The following is an 18,143-nucleotide window of genomic DNA, read 5'->3' as shown; positions in this document are numbered from 1 at the left end:
CTATGATGCTATATTCAACCAATTTGGAGAAATATTAGCCCTGTCTTATATTGTATATTGTTATTTTCGCAATTGAAAATTTAAATATAAGAACTATGAACAGCAAAATTATTAAAAGAATTCTTTTTACAGGAATGTTTTTATTGTCTTCATTAAACGTTGCTTTTTCTCAGCAGACGAAAAGTGTATCAATCTTAGGTGATTCATATTCCACGTTTGAAGGACATATAGTGAAAGGTAACAAGACATGGTACTTTGAAGGAAGCAATGATGTGAACGATGTTGCGCGTGTGGAACAGACATGGTGGTATCAGTTGGCTAAGGATTTGAATTACAAAATAGAAGTGAATAATTCATTTTCTGGCTCAACAATATGTAATACCGGATATGGTAAAATGGATTCTTCGGAAAGCTCATTTGTGACAAGAATGAAAAAATTGGGTTCGCCTGATGTGATATTTGTTTTTGGAGGAACAAACGACTGCTGGGCCAAATCTCCGTTAGGGGAGTTCAAGTTTGAGGATTTCAGTGATGAGGATTTGAAGAGTTTCCGTCCGGCAATGGCTTATATGCTTGATTATCTTACAAAGCACCATAAAAATGCGGAAATATATTTTATATTGAACTTTGGACTAAAGAAAGGTTTCAATCAGTCAATAAATAAAATCTGTCAACATTATAATGTTCCATGTATCAAATTGCCAGAAATAGATAAACAAAAAGGACATCCTTCGATTAAGGGTATGTCGCAGATTAAGAATAAGGTTATTTCTTTTATGAAAAATAAGAAATGAAAAAAGGATTAGTGATATCAGCTTTGATGTTTATGGCGGGAATGGTTTCTGCCAAGACATATTATGTGAGTCCAGTGATGGGCAACGACTCGAATAAGGGAACTTCTGCAGTAGTGCCTTTCAAGACTTTGGACAGGATAGCGGAAATAGAACTTATGCCGGGCGACTCTGTTTTGCTGCATACCGAGGGGATGCATAAGGGAGTACTGAAACTTATAGACGTTTGCGGCGGTAATGACAGTCCTGTGTATGTGTCTGCATACGATACTATGAAAGGAAGAAGGAGACTGGCCAGGATAGATGCGGCAGAGAGTGTGGCCGGTGTCTATATGGAAAATTGCAAACACATAGCGGTGTCCCGCCTGATGATTACTGCCAATGGTGGGGCGGCTGATGAACTTGCAAGGAAAGAGAAGATGAGAAGTGGAGTCCTTGTCAAAGTGTCGAAAGAAGGTTCGTACGGCGATATAAGCCTTGAACAGTTGCATATAAAAGATGTGTATTACAATCAGGCAGGGTTTAAGCGCGGAAAGGCGGAAGTACGTACGTCGAACGGAACGCAGACTTATGGATGGGGTATCCGTTTCATCAATCCTATGGACAATGCCGTGTTGGAAAATATATCAGTATGTCATTCTACGATAGAAGACGTGGCTCATACAGGAATAAAGATTACGGGAAAGAAACGTAATATCAGGAATTTTGTCTTGGCTTACAACGATGTGCTTCGTTCGGGCGGTCCGGGCATCCAGATTTCGGGAGGAGAAAAGGGACATGTTCATAATAATGAAGTGGCATATTCCGGTTCGGAAGATGACACAAGGAAATGGGGAAGAGGAAGCGGTCTATGGACTTGGGGAACTAAAGATGTGCTCATAGAAAAGAACCGCTTTATGTATTCAAACGGGCCCGGCGATTCAGCCGGTGCCCATATTGACTTCAATTGTGGCAACATAATAATGCAGTACAATCTGAGCGCATATAATGCAGGTGGATTCTGCGAGATTTTAGGTAACAACTACAACTGTGTGTATCGTTATAATATAAGCGTGAACGACGGTTTCCGCCGAAAGGGGCAAGGTGGCGCTTTCCAGGAAGGAAAGACCTTGTGGACCAGCGGATATGTTGGCAAGAAGCAGAAGCCTAAAGGACCTTTTAATTCGTATATATATAATAATACGATATATGCATCGGACGATATAAAATCGCAGATGGCTATAGGAAATACTACGAACAAACTGTGGATAGCCAACAATATCATCTATATGAAAGGTGGAATAAAAAGCGTGTTGGGCGACCAGTATCGTGCAGAGAAGAAAGGAGAGAGCCAGGCAAAGGGTGTGATGGTATGCAATAATCTTTTTGTGGATGTGGAAGACTGGAACAAGGCAGTGGAATTTGCATCGAAAAATAGTTTTTCAGGAAATCCTGATTTCAAAAACGAAGGAGGAATGTGTCCGAAGGATTATATACCTATGAACAATGCCGCAGTGAAGGACAGAGGTGTGGAAATCCCGCTGACGGGAGGCATTGAACCGCTTGGCAGAGACTTCTTGGGAAATCCTGTTGTCGGTAAGCCTGATTTGGGGGCCATTGAATGTGAAAATGATTAACGATAAAATTTTACCATGATGAATAAAAAAACAAGTATCTTTCTGATTATGGGTATGTTATGCAGTTCTGTATATGCCCACAATTATATTGAGAACGAGAAAACAAACAAAGTCAACGAATTGCCGGGCCACGTTCGTACGATTCCGGTAAAGGACTTTGACAACGATTTCCGATATAATGTCAATACTTCTTATTGCAGGAACTTGAACGGCGACTGGGAATTTGCATGGTTCCCCTCGCCTGAAGAGTTTGCCAAGGCCGACAGGAAATCGATAGAATACGATATGGTGAAAGTGCCATGCTCTTGGCAGATGGAAGGTTATGATCGTCCTATTTATACTAATATCATTTATCCTTTCGATGCCAATCCTCCATACATCGATGGTATAAACGGTAATCCTGTAGGACTTTACCGTAAGGAAATAAAAATACCCGAAAACTGGTCGGATAGGCGTGTGAGGATTTGTTTCGAGGGAGTGTCTTCGGCATTCGACCTGTATCTGAACGGTAAGTTCGTAGGGTATAGCGAGGACAGCTATTCTCCTTCTGAATTTGATATCACCCCATATCTCAAATCTGGTAAGGCCGACATGGAGGTAAAGGTGTATAGATGGTGTGACGGAAGTTACCTGGAAGACCAGGACGGATGGCGTTTCAGCGGCATACAGCGTGATGTTTACCTGTATTCGGTGGCTGATGTGCATCTTAATAATTATCGTATAAGTACTGATGCGTTGGGCGATGGCAAGGGTGGACTGAAACTTTGGTATCAGCTGGACGCATCAGAGAAACAGAGGAAAACTTATACCATCGATGTAAATATCATTTCGAACGATGGGAAGTGTGTATTCTCGAAAACCGTTGATGCCCGTTTCAAGAATAAGACTGTTCTTGAAGATGAGTTCTCGGCTGTTGTTGAGGGCTTGGAATATTGGTCGCACGAAAATCCGGCTTTGTATAAGATGACTTTCACGATTAAGGACAATAAAGGCGATGTGGTGGAAAAACAGATGTCGAACGTCGGATTCAGAAGCGTGGAATTGCGCGACAGAAAACTCTATCTAAACGGACGGCCTCTCATAGTTAAAGGTGTGAACAGGGTGGAACACAATCCTTTTACAGGGAAATACGTTCCGGCAGTACAGATGGAAAAAGAGGTCAAGCTGATGAAGGAGCACAACATAAACTGTGTGAGAACGGCCCATGCACCGGCTCATCCTTATTTCTATGACCTGTGCGACAAGTATGGCATTCTGATAATGGATGAGGCTAACGTGGAATCACACGGAATGGGGTATAAGGACGAATGTCTGGCAAAACAATCATCGTGGGAACAGATGCACGTGGAGCGCGCCGTGGATATGCTTCTTAGAGATTACAACCATCCGTCGGTGATAATGTGGTCGCTCGGTAACGAGGCCGGGAATGGCGAGAATATGCTTGCCATGGAAAGAAAAATCAAGGAGTTCGACGAGGTACGTCCGGTGGTATATCATTTTTGGGAAGGGCCTGAGACCGGCGACATCATTGCCGGAGGTGTGATTAAGGGTGGAAAGAATAATGGCGGAGCCAGATATCATTCCGTGGAAGACTTGAAGATGATTTCCGAGAAAAACATTTCACGTCCTTTCCTGCTTGGCGAGTTTGCACACTCTATGGGTAATGCTTTGGGTAATTTCAAGGAATATATGGATGCGTTCGAGAATTATCCGGGACTGATAGGCGGATGTATATGGGACTGGGTAGACCAGGGCATAATTAAAAGCAGCAAGACCGGCAAGTTCGGTTTGGATATAGCAGACAGGGATGAGGCCTTGAAGTGTGTAAAAAATCCGGACAGTGAATATTTTATTGCCTACGGTGGGGACTTTGGCGATACGCCTAATTCTGGAAATTTCTGCTTGAACGGAATATTCCCTGTGGACTTTTCTTCAACTCCCAAATCGGAAGAAGTGAAATATGTATATCAGAACATTGAATTCTCCGATTGGAATCCGTCCGACAGGACTTTGACGATTAAGAACAAATATCTTTTCAAGGATTTGAAAGAGCATAATTTCGAGTGGACACTATATAAGAACGGAGTGTTTACAGAAGGCGGCTGGTTCGTGGTGCCTGAGTTGAAGGCGGGAAATACCGGCAATTGCAAGATTGAGATGAAAACCGGTTTTGACGACAAAGCCGAATATGCCCTGACTGTAAAAGCGTTTGAACGAAACATCTGGGACGGCAAACCCGTACAGGTGGCGGCAGAACAGTTTGTTTTTGGCGAGCATAAGCCTTTCCGTATGCCTGAGATAATTAACTTTGCAAAAATAGAGAGTGAGGCCGGCAAAGAGATACTGTCAAATGACGGACTGACCATGGTCGTTGACAAGAAAAGCGGAAACATAATAGAGATTTCAAGGGATGGCAAAAAGATTACTGCCGGTGCATTGGAACATATCTTCATGCGAGCTTCTACCGACAACGACCGTGGAGGCAACAAGAGCCTGGACAAGATGTGGAGAAATGCCGGATTGGATAATCTCGTAATGGAACTGGTGGATTTCAAAGCCGGAAAAGAAGGAATACAGACAGAGAAAATCTATAAGAGCGCTAAAGGCAAAACATTGTTTAAGGTGAAAGAAAGTTATTCTTTGATTGATGGCGGAATAAACGTGAATGCAGAGATAAAGGCTAATACCGGTTGCTCGCAACTGCCGAGAATAGGTTATCAGTGTCCTTTGCCATTGTCGTTAGACAAACTCCAGTGGTATGGTGCAGGGCCATGGAGCTCATATTCCGACCGTGGAAATTCTGCATTTTTGGGAATACATGAGGCGAAGGCGAATGAAATGTTCGACAATTATGCGAAACCTCAGGAAAACGGAAACAGGACAGACACCGGATGGGTGAAAGTCTTCAATGAGGATGACTGCATGATGCTTGTCAATGGAAACGAATGTTTTAATTTCTCGTTGAGCCCTTATTCGGTCAAGAAAATGATGGATGCGAATCATTCCTGTGAACTTGTACCGGACGGATATTACACCCTGTTTATTGATGCTGTGATGGCTCCGGTGGGCAATGCCAGTTGCGGCCCGCAGGCGATGGGTAAATATCAGGTGAAAGACGGTGTGTATAAAATGAATTTTGATTTGATAATCTTTTAATTGCGATATAGTATTATGAAAAGAGTGTTATGTCCGTTTCTCGGACTTATGTCGGTTTCGTCTGTCTTTTCCCAGACAGACGGACGTCCTAATTTCGTATGGATGATGGGTGAGGATACGGCTCCTCATTTTATGGGATTGTATAATGACGGTTTGGGTGCAAAGACTCCCAACATAGATTATATGGCAGAAAACGGTATAGTTTTCGAAAATGCCTACAGCAATGCTCCGGTAAGTTCGGCTGCCAGGTCGACACTGATAACGGGATGTTATGCCCCTAAGTTCGGTATAAGCTTTCACAGAAAGCTGGAACTTCTGAATATGCCTGAAGAATTTCATATGTTCCCTACTTATTTGCGCCGTGCAGGATATTTCACAGCCAATTCCAGCAAAACGGATTATAACTGTGTGCTCGATACAAATGCCTGGGACATGATAAAGAGTAATCTTGGCGACTGGCGTAAACGTAAAGACAAAAATCAGCCGTTTTTCTTCGTCAGAACAAATGCTGCAAGTCATGAAAGTTGCTTGCATTTTACTGCCAAACAGATGAATGAGAGGAAGACGGTGCATGATGCTAATTCCGTTAATCTGCTTCCGGTTCATCCCGATACTCCTTTATTCAGATATACTTATGCCACTTTCTATGACAAGATACAAAAGGTGGACAGCGAGCTTGGCAAAATGATTGAGATGCTCCGTGAAGACGGGGTGCTGGACAATACTTTTATTTTCTATTTTGGAGATAACGGCGGTAGCCTTCCTGGCAGTAAGGGATATACCGGCGAAACAGGTTTGAAGGTTCCTTTGGTGGTATATGTACCGGAAAAATGGAGGGACAATCTTCCTGTGAAGTGCGGCGGACGTGTTCATGGATTTGTAAGTTTTATGGATTTGGGACCTACCTTGCTCCATCTTGCCGGACTTGACGTTCCTGCACATATGGACGGAACTCCGTTCCTCGGTAAAGATATCACTGAAAAGGAAATGAACGACAGGGATGTGGTATATGGTTATGGCGACCGTTTCGACGAACTTTATGCATTCAATCGTACTGTCAGAAAAGGAAACTTCAAGTACTCCAGAAATTTCCAGCCTTATCACTCCAAATCTTTGTTTGCATTCTACAGATACAAGCAGCTTGCTTTCAAGGAATGGAAAGAACTGTATGAGAATGGCAAACTGAACGACATTCAATCGGCATTTTTCAAACCTCAAGGCGCGGAAGAGCTTTATGACTTAAGTAACGATCCGTTTGAAACACGAAACTTGGCTGCACTACCCGAATATAAAGATAAGTTGAAGGAACTTCGTGGCATTTTGGATGAAAATATGATTAAGCAGTGCGACCTGGGATTATTGCCTGAATGTGTATGGCTGGAGGAAGGACGTGAAAATCCGTATGGATACGGACGTAAGTCCAGGCAAAGAATCAAGAAAATCAAAGCGGTGGCTGATATGGAACTTGGAAACTTTAAATCCGTTTGTCCCACTTTGAAGAAGAGTTTGAACTCGGACGATCCTGTAGAGCGTTGGTGGGCTCTTACGGTATGCGCTTCTTTTGGCAAAGAGGCAGAGTCATTGAAAGAAATGGTTGAGAAGATGTTGTCAGACGATATTTCTTACGTCAGGGCGCGTGCAATGGTGTTCCTTTCGATGTTTGGAAAAGAGTTCTCGAAAGATGATTTGATGAAAGTGCTTGGAAAGACAAAAGCGGATTCGGAATCTCTTCTGATAATGAACGATGTGGCTTTTATGGTTGAAAGTGGATTGATGAAAGCGTTCCCGATTTCTTTGGACGAGATACGAAATAAGTGCAATGGCGTGGATTGGAGGGTTGATTATATGAACAAGTTGTATAAAAAATCATTCGTGAATTAAAAATCGACCTTAATGAATGGATTTTTGTGTATGTTTTAGATGTAAAGAAGTAATTTTGTGTCATCAAAACAAAAAAATGAAAGTTTACCATGAAGAATTTGAAGTTTATTTTTCCACTTGGAACATTGGCTCTTGCAGCATGTTCCTCTGCAGGCGAAAAGCAACTGCCTGAAAAACCAAATGTATTGTTTATTTATGCAGACGATATAGGTTTCGGTGATTTGAGTTGTAACGGTACTTCTTCAGTATGTACTCCAAACGTTGATGCTCTGGCATCTGAAGGTATCCGTTTCACGAATGCCCATTGTGGTGCTGCCACAAGTACTCCGTCGCGTTATGCCATGCTCACGGGTGAATATGCATGGAGACGTGAAGGTACAGGTATTGCAGCCGGAAATGCTGCCATGATTATCACTCCAGAAAGATATACCCTTGCGGATATGTTCAAGGATGCGGGTTATCAGACTGCTGTTGTAGGTAAATGGCATCTGGGACTTGGCGACAAGACTGGCGAACAGGACTGGAACGGTGTGGTAAAACCTAATCCTTCTGACATAGGTTTCGACTATTCATATATTATGGCTGCTACAGCCGACCGTACTCCATGTATGTTCATGGAAAACGGAAAGGGTGTAGGACTTGATCCTAACGACCCTGTATATGTAAGTTATAAGGAGAATTTCCCTGGAGAACCAACAGGAAAGGATAATCCGGAACTGTTGCGTATGCATCCTTCGCATGGTCATGACCAGTCTATCGTGAACGGTATTTCACGTATCGGTTACATGAAGGGCGGAAAGAGTGCCTTGTGGCGTGACGAAGATATAGCCGACAGCATTACTGCCCATGCTGTCAGATTCATCGAAAGAAGCCAGGCTTCGGGCGAACCTTTCTTCTTGTATCTGGCTACAAACGACATTCATGTGCCTCGCGTGCCTCATGAAAGATTTGCAGGAAAGAGCGGTCTCGGCCCTCGTGGCGATGCTTTGCTTTCGTTCGATAATACAGTGGGTGAAGTCATGAAAACTTTAAAACGTTTGAACCTTGACGATAATACTATCGTGGTCCTTTCAAGCGACAATGGTGCCGTAATAGACGATGGTTATAAAGACCAGGCTGTGGAACTTCTTGGCGACCATAAGGCTACAGGTGTTTATCGTGGTGGTAAATACAGTAGTTATGAAGGTGGAACTCGTGTGCCATGTATTTTGCGCTGGAAGGGTAAGGTTCAGCCGGGAGTATCGGACAATCTGATGAGCCAGCTTGACTGGTTTGCTTCATTTGCCGAAATGTGTGGTGTGACTATTCCTGAAGGTGCTGCTCCTGATAGCGAGAACCAGTTGGCTTCGTGGCTCGACGCTTCTACAAAAGGTCGTTCTATAATCGTTGAACAGAATATTCAGAATAATCTTTCAATCACTGACGGAAGGTGGAAGTACATTCCTGCGGCAAATGGTCCAGCCATGAATAAACAGACAAACACTGAACTTGGAAACAATCCGAAAGAAGATCAGTTGTATGATTTGGCTTCTGATCCGGGAGAAAGGAATAATATTGCCAAGGAGAATACTGAATTGGTAAAAGACCTTCGTTCAAAATTGTTGCAAGAGGTTGAACGAGGAGTTCATTATAGGACATTGAAAGGTGAAAAGAAAAAATAATATAGGAATTAGGTAAGGTTTAAAAGATTTGTTTTTAGGAAGAAAAAAAGGAGTTATCGTCGGTTTCTTTTGGTAACTCCTTTTTTTATTAATTGAAAAATATTTGTACATGAAAAATAAGTTTAATATATTATTGTTTTTTGTTTTGTTTGCTGTTCCGGCCATGGCGAGAGATTTCAAGCCGTTGGAAAAGTGGAAATTTCATTTTGGCGAAATAGCCGAAGCTGTGGACAAGGGTTTTAATGATGCGGGATGGGAGAATGTGACCGTTCCTCACGATTGGGCGATAGACAAGTCTTTCGATATGCGTATCGATATGCAGTCGGTACAGGTGCTCGAAGATGGCGACAAGGCTCCTAAGATGCGCACCGGAAGAACCGGAGCTTTGCCTGCTTTCGGTGTGGGATATTATCGTACTGTATTTAAGTCCGATGCAAGTCTGACAGGAAAAAGGATTAGAATAGAGTTCGACGGTGCAATGAGCCTTGCCAAAGTCTATCTTAATGGCGAGTTTGTAGGTGAATGGCCTTACGGATATTCTTCATTCGCTTTTGATATTACCGACAAGTGGAACTTTATGGGTGAAAATGTTATCGCCGTAAGATTGGAAAATAAACCGGAGTCGTCACGCTGGTATCCAGGTGCCGGACTTTATCGTAACGTGCGTCTGGTTGTGACTGACCCTGTGAGCGTAGACCATTGGGGAACATATGTAACGACTCCAAGCGTCTCATCGAAGAAGGCGAGTATAAATATTCAGACGAGGGTTGCCAATGCCACAGGTAAGGGTGTTAAGGTGAAACTCGAATCGTTATTGGTAAATGCCGTTGGAAAAACGGTAAAAAAGGCTTCGACAGTAAAGAACATCTCCGGCAAGGAACTTACATTTACTCAAGAGATGCCTGTAAGCAATCCTGAGTTGTGGAGTGTGGAGAACCCATATATGTATAAAGTGGTGTCTAACGTATATGTTGATAATAAATTGACAGATACATACGAAACTCCTATAGGTTTCCGCAGTATAAAGTTCGACAGGGAAAAAGGATTTTTCCTGAACGGCAAGCACGTGAAGCTTAAAGGCGTATGCCTGCATCATGATTTGGGACTTTTGGGAGCCGCTGTGAATTACAGGGCATTGGAGCGTCAGTTGCAGATAATGCAGGAAATGGGATGTAATGCAATCCGTACTTCTCACAATCCTCCTACACCGGAACTTTTGGAACTTTGCGACAGGATGGGATTGTTGGTGCAGGTAGAGGCTTTCGACGAATGGCGCATAGGAAAGAATGTCAATGGATATAACACGCTTTTCGACAAATGGGCTGAACGTGACCTTACAGCAATGATTCACCGTGACCGCAATCATCCTTGCGTTATCATGTGGAGTATAGGAAACGAAGTCAGAGAGCAGAAAGATGCGAATGGTGCTGAAACTGCACGCTTCCTTACAGAAATATGCCATAGGGAAGACCCTACACGTCTTGTGACAGCGGGATTCAACAATCATAATGATGCTATCAAGAACGGACTGGCAGCAGAAGTTGACTTGGTAGGATTTAACTATAAGCCTCGCGATTACAAAAAGAAACATGAGGAATATCCTGACTTTACGATTTATGGCAGCGAAACTGCATCGACCGTAAGTTCACGTGGTGAATATAAGTTCCCTGTAAAGGAATGGAGAGGAGCTTATTATGAAGACTATCATGTGTCGTCCTACGATTTGGAATATCCGGGATGGGCATGTACTCCTGACACAGAATTTGAACAGCAGGACGATTGCGATTTCATAGCAGGCGAGTTTGTATGGACCGGATTCGATTATTTGGGCGAGCCTACACCTTATAATGAAGGAACCCCGGCACGCAGCTCTTATTTCGGTATCGTGGATTTGGGTGGATTAAAGAAAGACCGTTTCTATCTTTATCAGAGTAAATGGAGCGACAAGCCTGTACTTCACGTATTGCCACATTGGAACTGGGAAGAACGTATCGGACAGAATGTCCCTGTGTATTGTTATACCAATTATCCTAAAGCCGAACTGTTTGTAAACGGAAAGAGCATGGGGGTACGCGAGAAAAACAATAACAGCAGGTACGAACGCTACAGGCTTATGTGGAAAGATGTCGTATATCAACCTGGAGAAATCAAGGTGGTGGCTTACAATGAAGATGGCAGCATTGCCGATACCGAAATCATTAAGACAGCAGGCCGTACTTTTAGGATAAAAACTACAGTCGACCGCAAGGAAATATCAGCAGACGGCAAAGACTTGGCATATGTCACAGTAGAAATACTTGATAAGGACGGTAACCTTTGTCCTAAGGCCGACAATCTGTTGTTCTTCGATGTAGAAGGTGATGCAACACTGAAAGCCGTATGTAATGGCGACCCTACAGACCAGACTTCTTTCGCATCCGATTATATGCGTGCCTTTAATGGTAAGCTTGTCGTTGTTTTGCAATCTTCAACTAAAGCCGGAAAGGCGAAACTCAAGGTTTATGGAGGTCATTTGAGGCCTGCCGTACAAGAAATAAGTCTTATAAAATAGTATCATGGAAAAAATTGTAAATGGAGTATTGATGACAGCTGCGTTATTGGCGGCATCATCACAAGTGGAGGCTAAAAAGCCTAAACATCCAAATGTGCTTTTTATCTTGGCTGACGATTATGGCTGGATGGATTTGGGATGTATGGGTAGTAAGTTTTATGAAACGCCAAATCTCGACCGATTGGCCTCGGAAGGAGTGAAGTTTACGAATGCATATTCTGCATGCCAGGTTTCCAGCCCTTCACGAGCAAGTTTGATGACCGGTAAATATACTCCACGTCATGGGGTAACAGACTGGATAGGAGAGAAATCAGGAGAAAATTGGCGAAAAATGAAACGTCATAGCAAATTGTTGCCTGCCGATTATGCATGGAACTTGCCTGCAAATGAATATACTATCGCAGAGTGTCTTCGCGATAACGGATATACCACTTTCATTGCGGGAAAATGGCATCTTGGCGATGAGGGCTCATGGCCTGAAGATCACGGCTTTATGATTAATAAAGGCGGATGGAGTGCCGGAAGTCCTACCGGAGGATATTTCTCTCCTTACAAGAATCCTAAACTGGAAGACGGACCTGCCGGAGAAAACCTTTCGATAAGACTTGGTAAAGAGACAGTCAATTTCATGCGTGAACACAAAAAGAAGCATAATAATAAACCGTTCTTTGCATATTTGTCATTCTATGCCGTGCACGGCCCGCTTCAGACTACCAAAGAAAACTGGTCATATTTCAGGGATAAGGCTGAAAAGATGGGAATAGCCGACAAGGCATTCGAAGTAGACCGAACATTGCCGGTACGTCAGGTTCAGGACAATCCGGTTTATGCCGGTGTAATCAAGGAGATGGACGATGCCGTCGGTATGGTATTGGATGAACTGAAAAGATTGGGACTTGATGAAAATACATTGGTAATCTTTACCAGCGATAATGGTGGAGTAACTTCGGGCGACTCTTATTCTTCTTCACAATTGCCTTTGCGTGGTGGTAAAGGCCGCCAGTGGGAAGGCGGTATACGTGTTCCTGCAATGATGTATTATAAAGGTTGTAATGCAGGTAGTGTATGTGATGTTCCTGTCATAGGTACGGATTTTTATCCTACGATATTGGACTATGCCGGTCTGGAAATGCATCCTGAACAGCATAAAGACGGTATCAGTATAATGCCTGTCCTGAAAGAAGGTGCAAAACCTGAACGCTCTTTGTTCTGGCATTATCCGCATTATGGAAATCAGGGCGGAGAACCTTCGTCTATTATCCGTAAAGGCGACTGGAAGCTGATTTATTATTACGAGAGCAACCATAGCGAATTGTATAATCTTGCTATGGATTTGTCAGAAAGCGAGCCGCTTAATGTTCAGTTCCCAGATAAGGTAAAAGAACTTGAAGGTGAACTTATGGCATGGCTTGACGAAGTAGATGCACGCAAACCGGTTGCAGATCCATTGTACGATCCTAAAAAGGAGGCTGAAGTCAAGAAGAATTGGCGAACGAAAACTTTGAATGCCCAAGAAAAGAGCAGAAAGAAGATGCTTCAAAAAGATTGGCAGCCAAATGCCAACTGGTGGAAGAGCATGACGACAGTGGATTAAGGTTAGTTTATTAATACAATTAATGTGAGAGATCACCCTTGATGCTAAAAAAAGTGTTAAGGGTGATTCTTTTTGTCTGCAAACTTTTCGTATCTTTACCCGACAATTTGATTATTATGGAAAAGAAAATAGAATTTGCACCAAACGTGATGCTTATTGATGCATCATATCTTGATAGAGTAGGCCGCGATATGGCCGAACATTTTTCACCTATATTAAATAGAGAGTTGCCGAAAGCAGACCTTGCCTCATTGCTCGAATGTCTTGCGCTCGATGCAGGAGTAGTATTGGGCGACAATGCCGTTCAGGTGATTTTCATATACGATTCAGCAGAACCGCGCATGTCGTTCTGCACGCCTTCCGATTTGGACAAGGAACTTAATAATGTAGCTTTCAAGAGCCAGCTTGGCGAGTTCTCGCTCTATTCGTTCCAGCCGTCGGATATGGCTACATGCGAGGAACTTTTCAATGAGGCCCTTATGTTGGCAGGGGAATCCAAGGATGTGAAAAGGGTTATCGCTGTAGCCGATGAAGACGCTTATCAGCAGAAAACCCATTCCACACTTAATAAGATAAAGGGAAAAGACAGTGTGACACTCTTCGGTATGAATCCACCTAAGGATGAGGCTGCATATTCCTTTGAAATGTTAGGCTTTGCCGTCCTCCAGTCTTTGGGAATAAAAGCAGAAGAGTTGTAGAATAGTTGTTAGTCTTTAAGTTGTTAGTTTTTAGTTCCCCCTAACAACCAACAACTAATAACCAACAACCAACAACTAAGAACTATTAACTATTAATTATCCTCCCATGTCCGATTTCCGTCTAAAAGTATTCTACAGCGTAGCCAAGAACCTCAGCTTTACCAAGGCTTCTCAGGAACTGTTCGTCAGTCAGCCGGCTGTGACTAAACATGTGCATGAACTCGAAAGCATGTACCATGTCCGTCTGTTCGACCGTACAAACAACAAGATTTCCCTGACCGAAGCCGGAAAAATGATGATGGAACATTGCGAGCGTATACTTACGGAATACCGCAAAATGGAATACGATATGCATCTGCTCAATAATGAGTATGCCGGCGAGCTGCGTTTGGGGGCCAGTACCACCATAGCCCAGTATATCCTTCCTCCCATACTTGCCAAGTTTACGGAGAAATACCACCAGATAAAAGTTTCGCTCATAGATACCAACTCCCGCAATGTGGAGAATGCCGTATCTGAACACACTATAGATTTAGGCATGGTGGAAGGAGTATTCCGTACTCCGTATCTGAAGTATGAAGCATTCCTTTGCGATGAATTGGTCCCTGTGGTGCGCTCCTCAGCCCTTCCTGCCGATGTGGAGGAAATCACTCTTGAAGAGTTCTGCAAGATTCCGCTTGTCTTGAGGGAGAGAGGTTCAGGTACGCTTGACGCCATAGAAACAGTTCTTGCCGAAGAAGGTCTGAAACTCTCGTCGCTGAACGTAAGAATGCATTTGGGCAGTACCGAGAGCTTCAAATCATTCCTGGCATGCAGCGACTGTATGGGGATAATATCCATAGCAGCCCTGGTGAAGGAGTTGGGCGAAGGTCTGTTCCGTGTGATAGACGTATCGGGACTCCAGTTCACCCGTCATTTCTGCTTCGTGTCCACGCAGGGGCAGGAGATAGAGGCGGCACAGCTTTTCATGCGTTTCGTGCGTAGCAGACTCGGAAAAGAAAATAAATAATATATATGTAATAATGAGTACAAGAGAAGAACAGATGCAATCATTCGGCCGTCTGCTTGATGTGCTGGACGAATTGCGCGAGAAATGTCCGTGGGACAGAAAACAGACAAATGAAAGTCTGCGTCCCAATACAATAGAAGAAGTTTACGAACTTTGCGACGCCCTGATTCAGAATGATAAAAAGAACATCTGCAAGGAGCTTGGCGATGTACTTCTGCACGTAGTATTCTATGCCAAGATAGGTAGTGAGACAGGCGATTTCGATATAAAGGATGTGTGCGACAAACTGTGCGACAAACTTATATTCCGTCATCCGCATGTGTTTGGCGAAGTAAAGGCAGACACTGCAGAGAAAGTTTCTGAAAACTGGGAACAGATAAAACTGAAAGAAAAAGACGGTAACAAATCTGTTCTGAGCGGAGTTCCTGCCGCCCTTCCTTCATTGATAAAGGCATACCGCATCCAGGACAAGGCACGCAATGTCGGTTTCGACTGGGAGGACAGGGAAGATGTCTGGAAAAAGGTGAAAGAAGAAATCACAGAGTTCGAGGCCGAGGTGGGCAGTATGGACAAGGACAAAGCCGAAGCAGAGTTCGGCGATGTCATGTTCAGCCTTATCAATGCAGCAAGACTCTACAAGATAAATCCTGACAATGCGCTGGAGCGTACAAACCAGAAATTTATCCGCCGTTTCAACTATCTGGAAGAGCATACCATCAAGGCCGGAAGAAATCTCAATGATATGACACTCAGCGAGATGGACGAGCTGTGGAATGAGGCAAAAAGCAAAGGGCTGTAGATTTTTGCGATATTTTAGTGTATAATTCTTTCGTTTTGGAATCAATTGACTATCTTTGCCGAAAATTAGTAATTAAAATTCAATAAAAGATGAATAAATCAATTATCACCGTAGTAGGAAAAGATACTATAGGTATCATCGCCAAAGTATGTACATACCTGGCAGAGAACAATGTAAACATTCTGGATATCTCTCAGACTATCGTTCAGGAATATTTCAACATGATGATGATTGTCGACATGTCAGCCATTAATAAACCTTTCGAGCAGATTGCTACAGAAATGTCAAGCTTAGGAGGAACAATGGGTGTACAGGTAAAATGCCAGAGAGAGGAAATCTTCGATAAGATGCATCGTATTTGAGTTGCTTTCAGTTGTTAGTTTTTAGATTTTAGTTGTTAGATAAAAACATATAGATTCAATGATAAACATATCCGAGGTTATTGAAACCAATAAAATGATAGAAAAGGAAAATCTTGATGTCCGTACTATCACGATGGGTATCAACCTTCTTGATTGTGCCGACGGAAATCTTGATGTCCTTTGTCAGAATATATATAACAAAATTACCCGTCTTGCCGGAAAATTAGTAAGCACAGGCGAGGAAATATCAAAGGAATTCGGTATTCCTATCGTCAATAAGCGTATCTCCATTACTCCTATAGCCCTTGTAGGAGGTTCGGCATGTAAGACTTCCGACGATTATGTAAAGATAGCTCAGACTCTTGACCGTGTAGCAGCCGAGTTGGGAGTGAACTTCATAGGAGGTTACTCTGCCATCGTATCGAAAGGTATGAGCCATAGCGATGAACTCTTCATCCGTTCCATCCCTAAGGCATTGGCATGCACAGAGAGAATATGCAGTTCCGTAAATGTAGGTTCTACCAAGACAGGCCTCAATATGAATGCGGTACGTCTTATGGGCGATATCATAAAGGAAACAGCAGAATTGACAAAAGACCGCGACTCACTCGGTTGCGCTAAACTTGTAGTGCTTTGCAATGCTCCGGACGATAATCCGTTCATGGCGGGTGCATTCCACGGAGTATCGGAAGACGATGCTGTCATAAACGTGGGAGTAAGCGGCCCTGGAGTAGTGAAATATGCACTTGAACAAATCAGAGGAGCAAGTTTCGAGGTCCTTTGCGAAACAATCAAGCGTACAGCATTCAAGATTACCCGTGTAGGCCAGCTTGTAGCACAGGAGGCATCACACCGTCTTGGCATTCCTTTCGGTATAATCGACCTTTCGCTTGCACCGACACCTGCGGTAGGCGACAGTGTGGCTGAAATCCTTCAGGAGATAGGTCTTGAATATCCTGGTGCACCGGGTACAACAGCAGCCCTTGCACTTCTCAACGACCAGGTGAAGAAGGGCGGTGTAATGGCGTCATCATACGTTGGCGGTCTTAGTGGAGCGTTTATCCCTGTCAGCGAAGACCAGGGAATGATAGATGCCGTAGTGGCGGGAGCTCTTACTATAGAGAAGCTTGAAGCCATGACATGCGTATGCTCTGTAGGACTTGATATGATAGCTATTCCGGGCGACACTCCGGCTACATCTATCGCCGGTATGATTGCCGATGAGGCAGCTATCGGAATGATAAACCAGAAGACTACGGCAGTCCGTGTCATTCCTGTGGTAGGAAAGACTGTGGGCGAAACAGTAGAGTTCGGCGGTCTTTTGGGATATGCCCCTGTAATGCCAATCAACCGTTTCAGCTGCGATGCATTCGTAAACAGAGGCGGACGTATTCCGGCTCCTATACATAGCTTTAAGAACTGATGAAAAAACGCTTCGTTGTTTGGACTAAAATGACGAAGCGTTTTTATTAAAACGACGAAACGTTTTTATACAACCTAATAAGCTCGATCATTGTATTCAGTGGTCGAGCTTTTTTATTGAGAGTATTTGCTTGATATATATGACTCATTTTAAAATTAAAGATATAAGCTTTAATCTTATAAAATACATTGTTTCAGATAGCGGAACACGTACGTGTAACGGGTGGAACACGTTCGTGTTACTCTCGCGTCACGTTCGTGTTCCGCGCGTTACACGAACGTGTCACGGTTTTCGTGACAGTACGTTTTCCTTGTTTATTTAGGTCGTTTAGAAAGATTCTTCGGTTTTTTATCTTTTTTCAATGGGATTCTTTTTCTCTTACATGACTTTTTATGAAAGATTTGTTCTTCCTGATATTATTATAAGGTATATTCGATATCGCAAAAACATTTCTTTGTAATACTATTGAAAAAATATTATTATATTTCTTCTTGATTAACAGTTATTTATATGTAAATCGACAATTTTTCTTGAAAAAAAGTTGCACAAAGTATTGCAGGAATCAAAAAAGTGCGTACCTTTGCATCCGCAATCGAAAATAA

Annotated in this window: 12 protein-coding genes; all 12 read left to right on the top strand. The window is 43.1% G+C overall.

What is annotated here, in order from left to right; all coding sequences use genetic code 11:
• Nucleotides 1–95: 95 nt before the first annotated feature.
• The 12 genes from QZ379_RS07985 (at nucleotide 96) to QZ379_RS07930 (ending at nucleotide 17,541) form a co-directional block, all read left to right on the top strand.
• Entirely contained in the window at nucleotides 96–794 is a 699-nt protein-coding gene (locus tag QZ379_RS07985; RefSeq protein WP_291562861.1) for an SGNH/GDSL hydrolase family protein, read from the top strand.
• On the top strand, nucleotides 791–2,407 hold the full coding sequence (locus QZ379_RS07980) for a right-handed parallel beta-helix repeat-containing protein (RefSeq protein WP_291562858.1): 1,617 nt from the start codon (nucleotides 791–793) through the stop codon (nucleotides 2,405–2,407). The genes QZ379_RS07985 and QZ379_RS07980 overlap by 4 nt, the downstream gene beginning before the upstream one ends.
• 15 nt (nucleotides 2,408–2,422) lie before the next feature.
• Nucleotides 2,423–5,563: a glycoside hydrolase family 2 TIM barrel-domain containing protein gene (locus QZ379_RS07975; protein ID WP_291562856.1), complete on the top strand. Its 3,141-nt coding sequence runs from the start codon at nucleotides 2,423–2,425 to the stop codon at nucleotides 5,561–5,563.
• A 15-nt stretch (nucleotides 5,564–5,578) separates the two neighbouring features.
• A complete protein-coding gene (locus tag QZ379_RS07970; protein ID WP_291562853.1) occupies nucleotides 5,579–7,444 on the top strand; it encodes a sulfatase-like hydrolase/transferase in 1,866 nt (621 codons plus the stop codon).
• Nucleotides 7,445–7,533: 89 nt separating this feature from the next.
• Nucleotides 7,534–9,105, top strand: coding sequence for a sulfatase-like hydrolase/transferase (locus QZ379_RS07965; RefSeq protein ID WP_291562850.1), 1,572 nt, complete (start codon nucleotides 7,534–7,536; stop codon nucleotides 9,103–9,105).
• A gap of 109 nt (nucleotides 9,106–9,214) precedes the next feature.
• Nucleotides 9,215–11,656 (top strand): beta-galactosidase GalB, encoded by a 2,442-nt coding sequence (galB, locus tag QZ379_RS07960; protein ID WP_291562845.1) that lies wholly within the window; start codon nucleotides 9,215–9,217, stop codon nucleotides 11,654–11,656.
• A gap of 4 nt (nucleotides 11,657–11,660) precedes the next feature.
• On the top strand, nucleotides 11,661–13,250 hold the full coding sequence (locus tag QZ379_RS07955) for a sulfatase (RefSeq protein ID WP_291562843.1): 1,590 nt from the start codon (nucleotides 11,661–11,663) through the stop codon (nucleotides 13,248–13,250).
• A 116-nt stretch (nucleotides 13,251–13,366) separates the two neighbouring features.
• Complete coding sequence (locus QZ379_RS07950; protein WP_291562840.1) at nucleotides 13,367–13,948, top strand: DUF6621 family protein; 582 nt, start codon at nucleotides 13,367–13,369, stop codon at nucleotides 13,946–13,948.
• Nucleotides 13,949–14,054: 106 nt separating this feature from the next.
• Nucleotides 14,055–14,957, top strand: a complete 903-nt coding sequence (locus tag QZ379_RS07945; protein WP_291562837.1) for a LysR substrate-binding domain-containing protein — start codon at nucleotides 14,055–14,057, stop codon at nucleotides 14,955–14,957.
• 13 nt (nucleotides 14,958–14,970) lie between these two features.
• The gene (mazG, locus tag QZ379_RS07940; RefSeq protein ID WP_291562833.1) at nucleotides 14,971–15,756 is read left to right on the top strand and encodes a nucleoside triphosphate pyrophosphohydrolase; all 786 of its coding nucleotides are present in this window, start codon (nucleotides 14,971–14,973) and stop codon (nucleotides 15,754–15,756) included.
• A gap of 89 nt (nucleotides 15,757–15,845) precedes the next feature.
• Complete coding sequence (locus tag QZ379_RS07935) at nucleotides 15,846–16,118, top strand: ACT domain-containing protein (RefSeq protein ID WP_291562831.1); 273 nt, start codon at nucleotides 15,846–15,848, stop codon at nucleotides 16,116–16,118.
• A gap of 58 nt (nucleotides 16,119–16,176) precedes the next feature.
• Nucleotides 16,177–17,541, top strand: a complete 1,365-nt coding sequence (locus QZ379_RS07930; protein WP_291562828.1) for a PFL family protein — start codon at nucleotides 16,177–16,179, stop codon at nucleotides 17,539–17,541.
• Nucleotides 17,542–18,143 lie beyond the last annotated feature (602 nt).

It is taken from the genome of Bacteroides sp. (genome assembly GCF_019417265.1).
Taxonomy (GTDB): domain Bacteria; phylum Bacteroidota; class Bacteroidia; order Bacteroidales; family Bacteroidaceae; genus Phocaeicola.
The sequence above is the reverse complement of the archived record's forward strand: the minus strand, read 5'-3'. Positions and strand labels throughout refer to the sequence as shown.

What these genes read in the sequence shown, in the direction of transcription:
- QZ379_RS07955 (WP_291562843.1), top strand. Translation starts at nt 11,661, where the DNA reads ATGGAAAAAATTGTAAATGGAGTATTGATGACAGCTGCGTTATTGGCG.
- QZ379_RS07985 (WP_291562861.1), top strand. Translation starts at nt 96, where the DNA reads ATGAACAGCAAAATTATTAAAAGAATTCTTTTTACAGGAATGTTTTTA.
- galB (WP_291562845.1), top strand. Translation starts at nt 9,215, where the DNA reads ATGAAAAATAAGTTTAATATATTATTGTTTTTTGTTTTGTTTGCTGTT.
- mazG (WP_291562833.1), top strand. Translation starts at nt 14,971, where the DNA reads ATGAGTACAAGAGAAGAACAGATGCAATCATTCGGCCGTCTGCTTGAT.
- QZ379_RS07945 (WP_291562837.1), top strand. Translation starts at nt 14,055, where the DNA reads ATGTCCGATTTCCGTCTAAAAGTATTCTACAGCGTAGCCAAGAACCTC.
- QZ379_RS07930 (WP_291562828.1), top strand. Translation starts at nt 16,177, where the DNA reads ATGATAAACATATCCGAGGTTATTGAAACCAATAAAATGATAGAAAAG.
- QZ379_RS07970 (WP_291562853.1), top strand. Translation starts at nt 5,579, where the DNA reads ATGAAAAGAGTGTTATGTCCGTTTCTCGGACTTATGTCGGTTTCGTCT.
- QZ379_RS07935 (WP_291562831.1), top strand. Translation starts at nt 15,846, where the DNA reads ATGAATAAATCAATTATCACCGTAGTAGGAAAAGATACTATAGGTATC.
- QZ379_RS07950 (WP_291562840.1), top strand. Translation starts at nt 13,367, where the DNA reads ATGGAAAAGAAAATAGAATTTGCACCAAACGTGATGCTTATTGATGCA.
- QZ379_RS07975 (WP_291562856.1), top strand. Translation starts at nt 2,423, where the DNA reads ATGATGAATAAAAAAACAAGTATCTTTCTGATTATGGGTATGTTATGC.
- QZ379_RS07980 (WP_291562858.1), top strand. Translation starts at nt 791, where the DNA reads ATGAAAAAAGGATTAGTGATATCAGCTTTGATGTTTATGGCGGGAATG.
- QZ379_RS07965 (WP_291562850.1), top strand. Translation starts at nt 7,534, where the DNA reads ATGAAGAATTTGAAGTTTATTTTTCCACTTGGAACATTGGCTCTTGCA.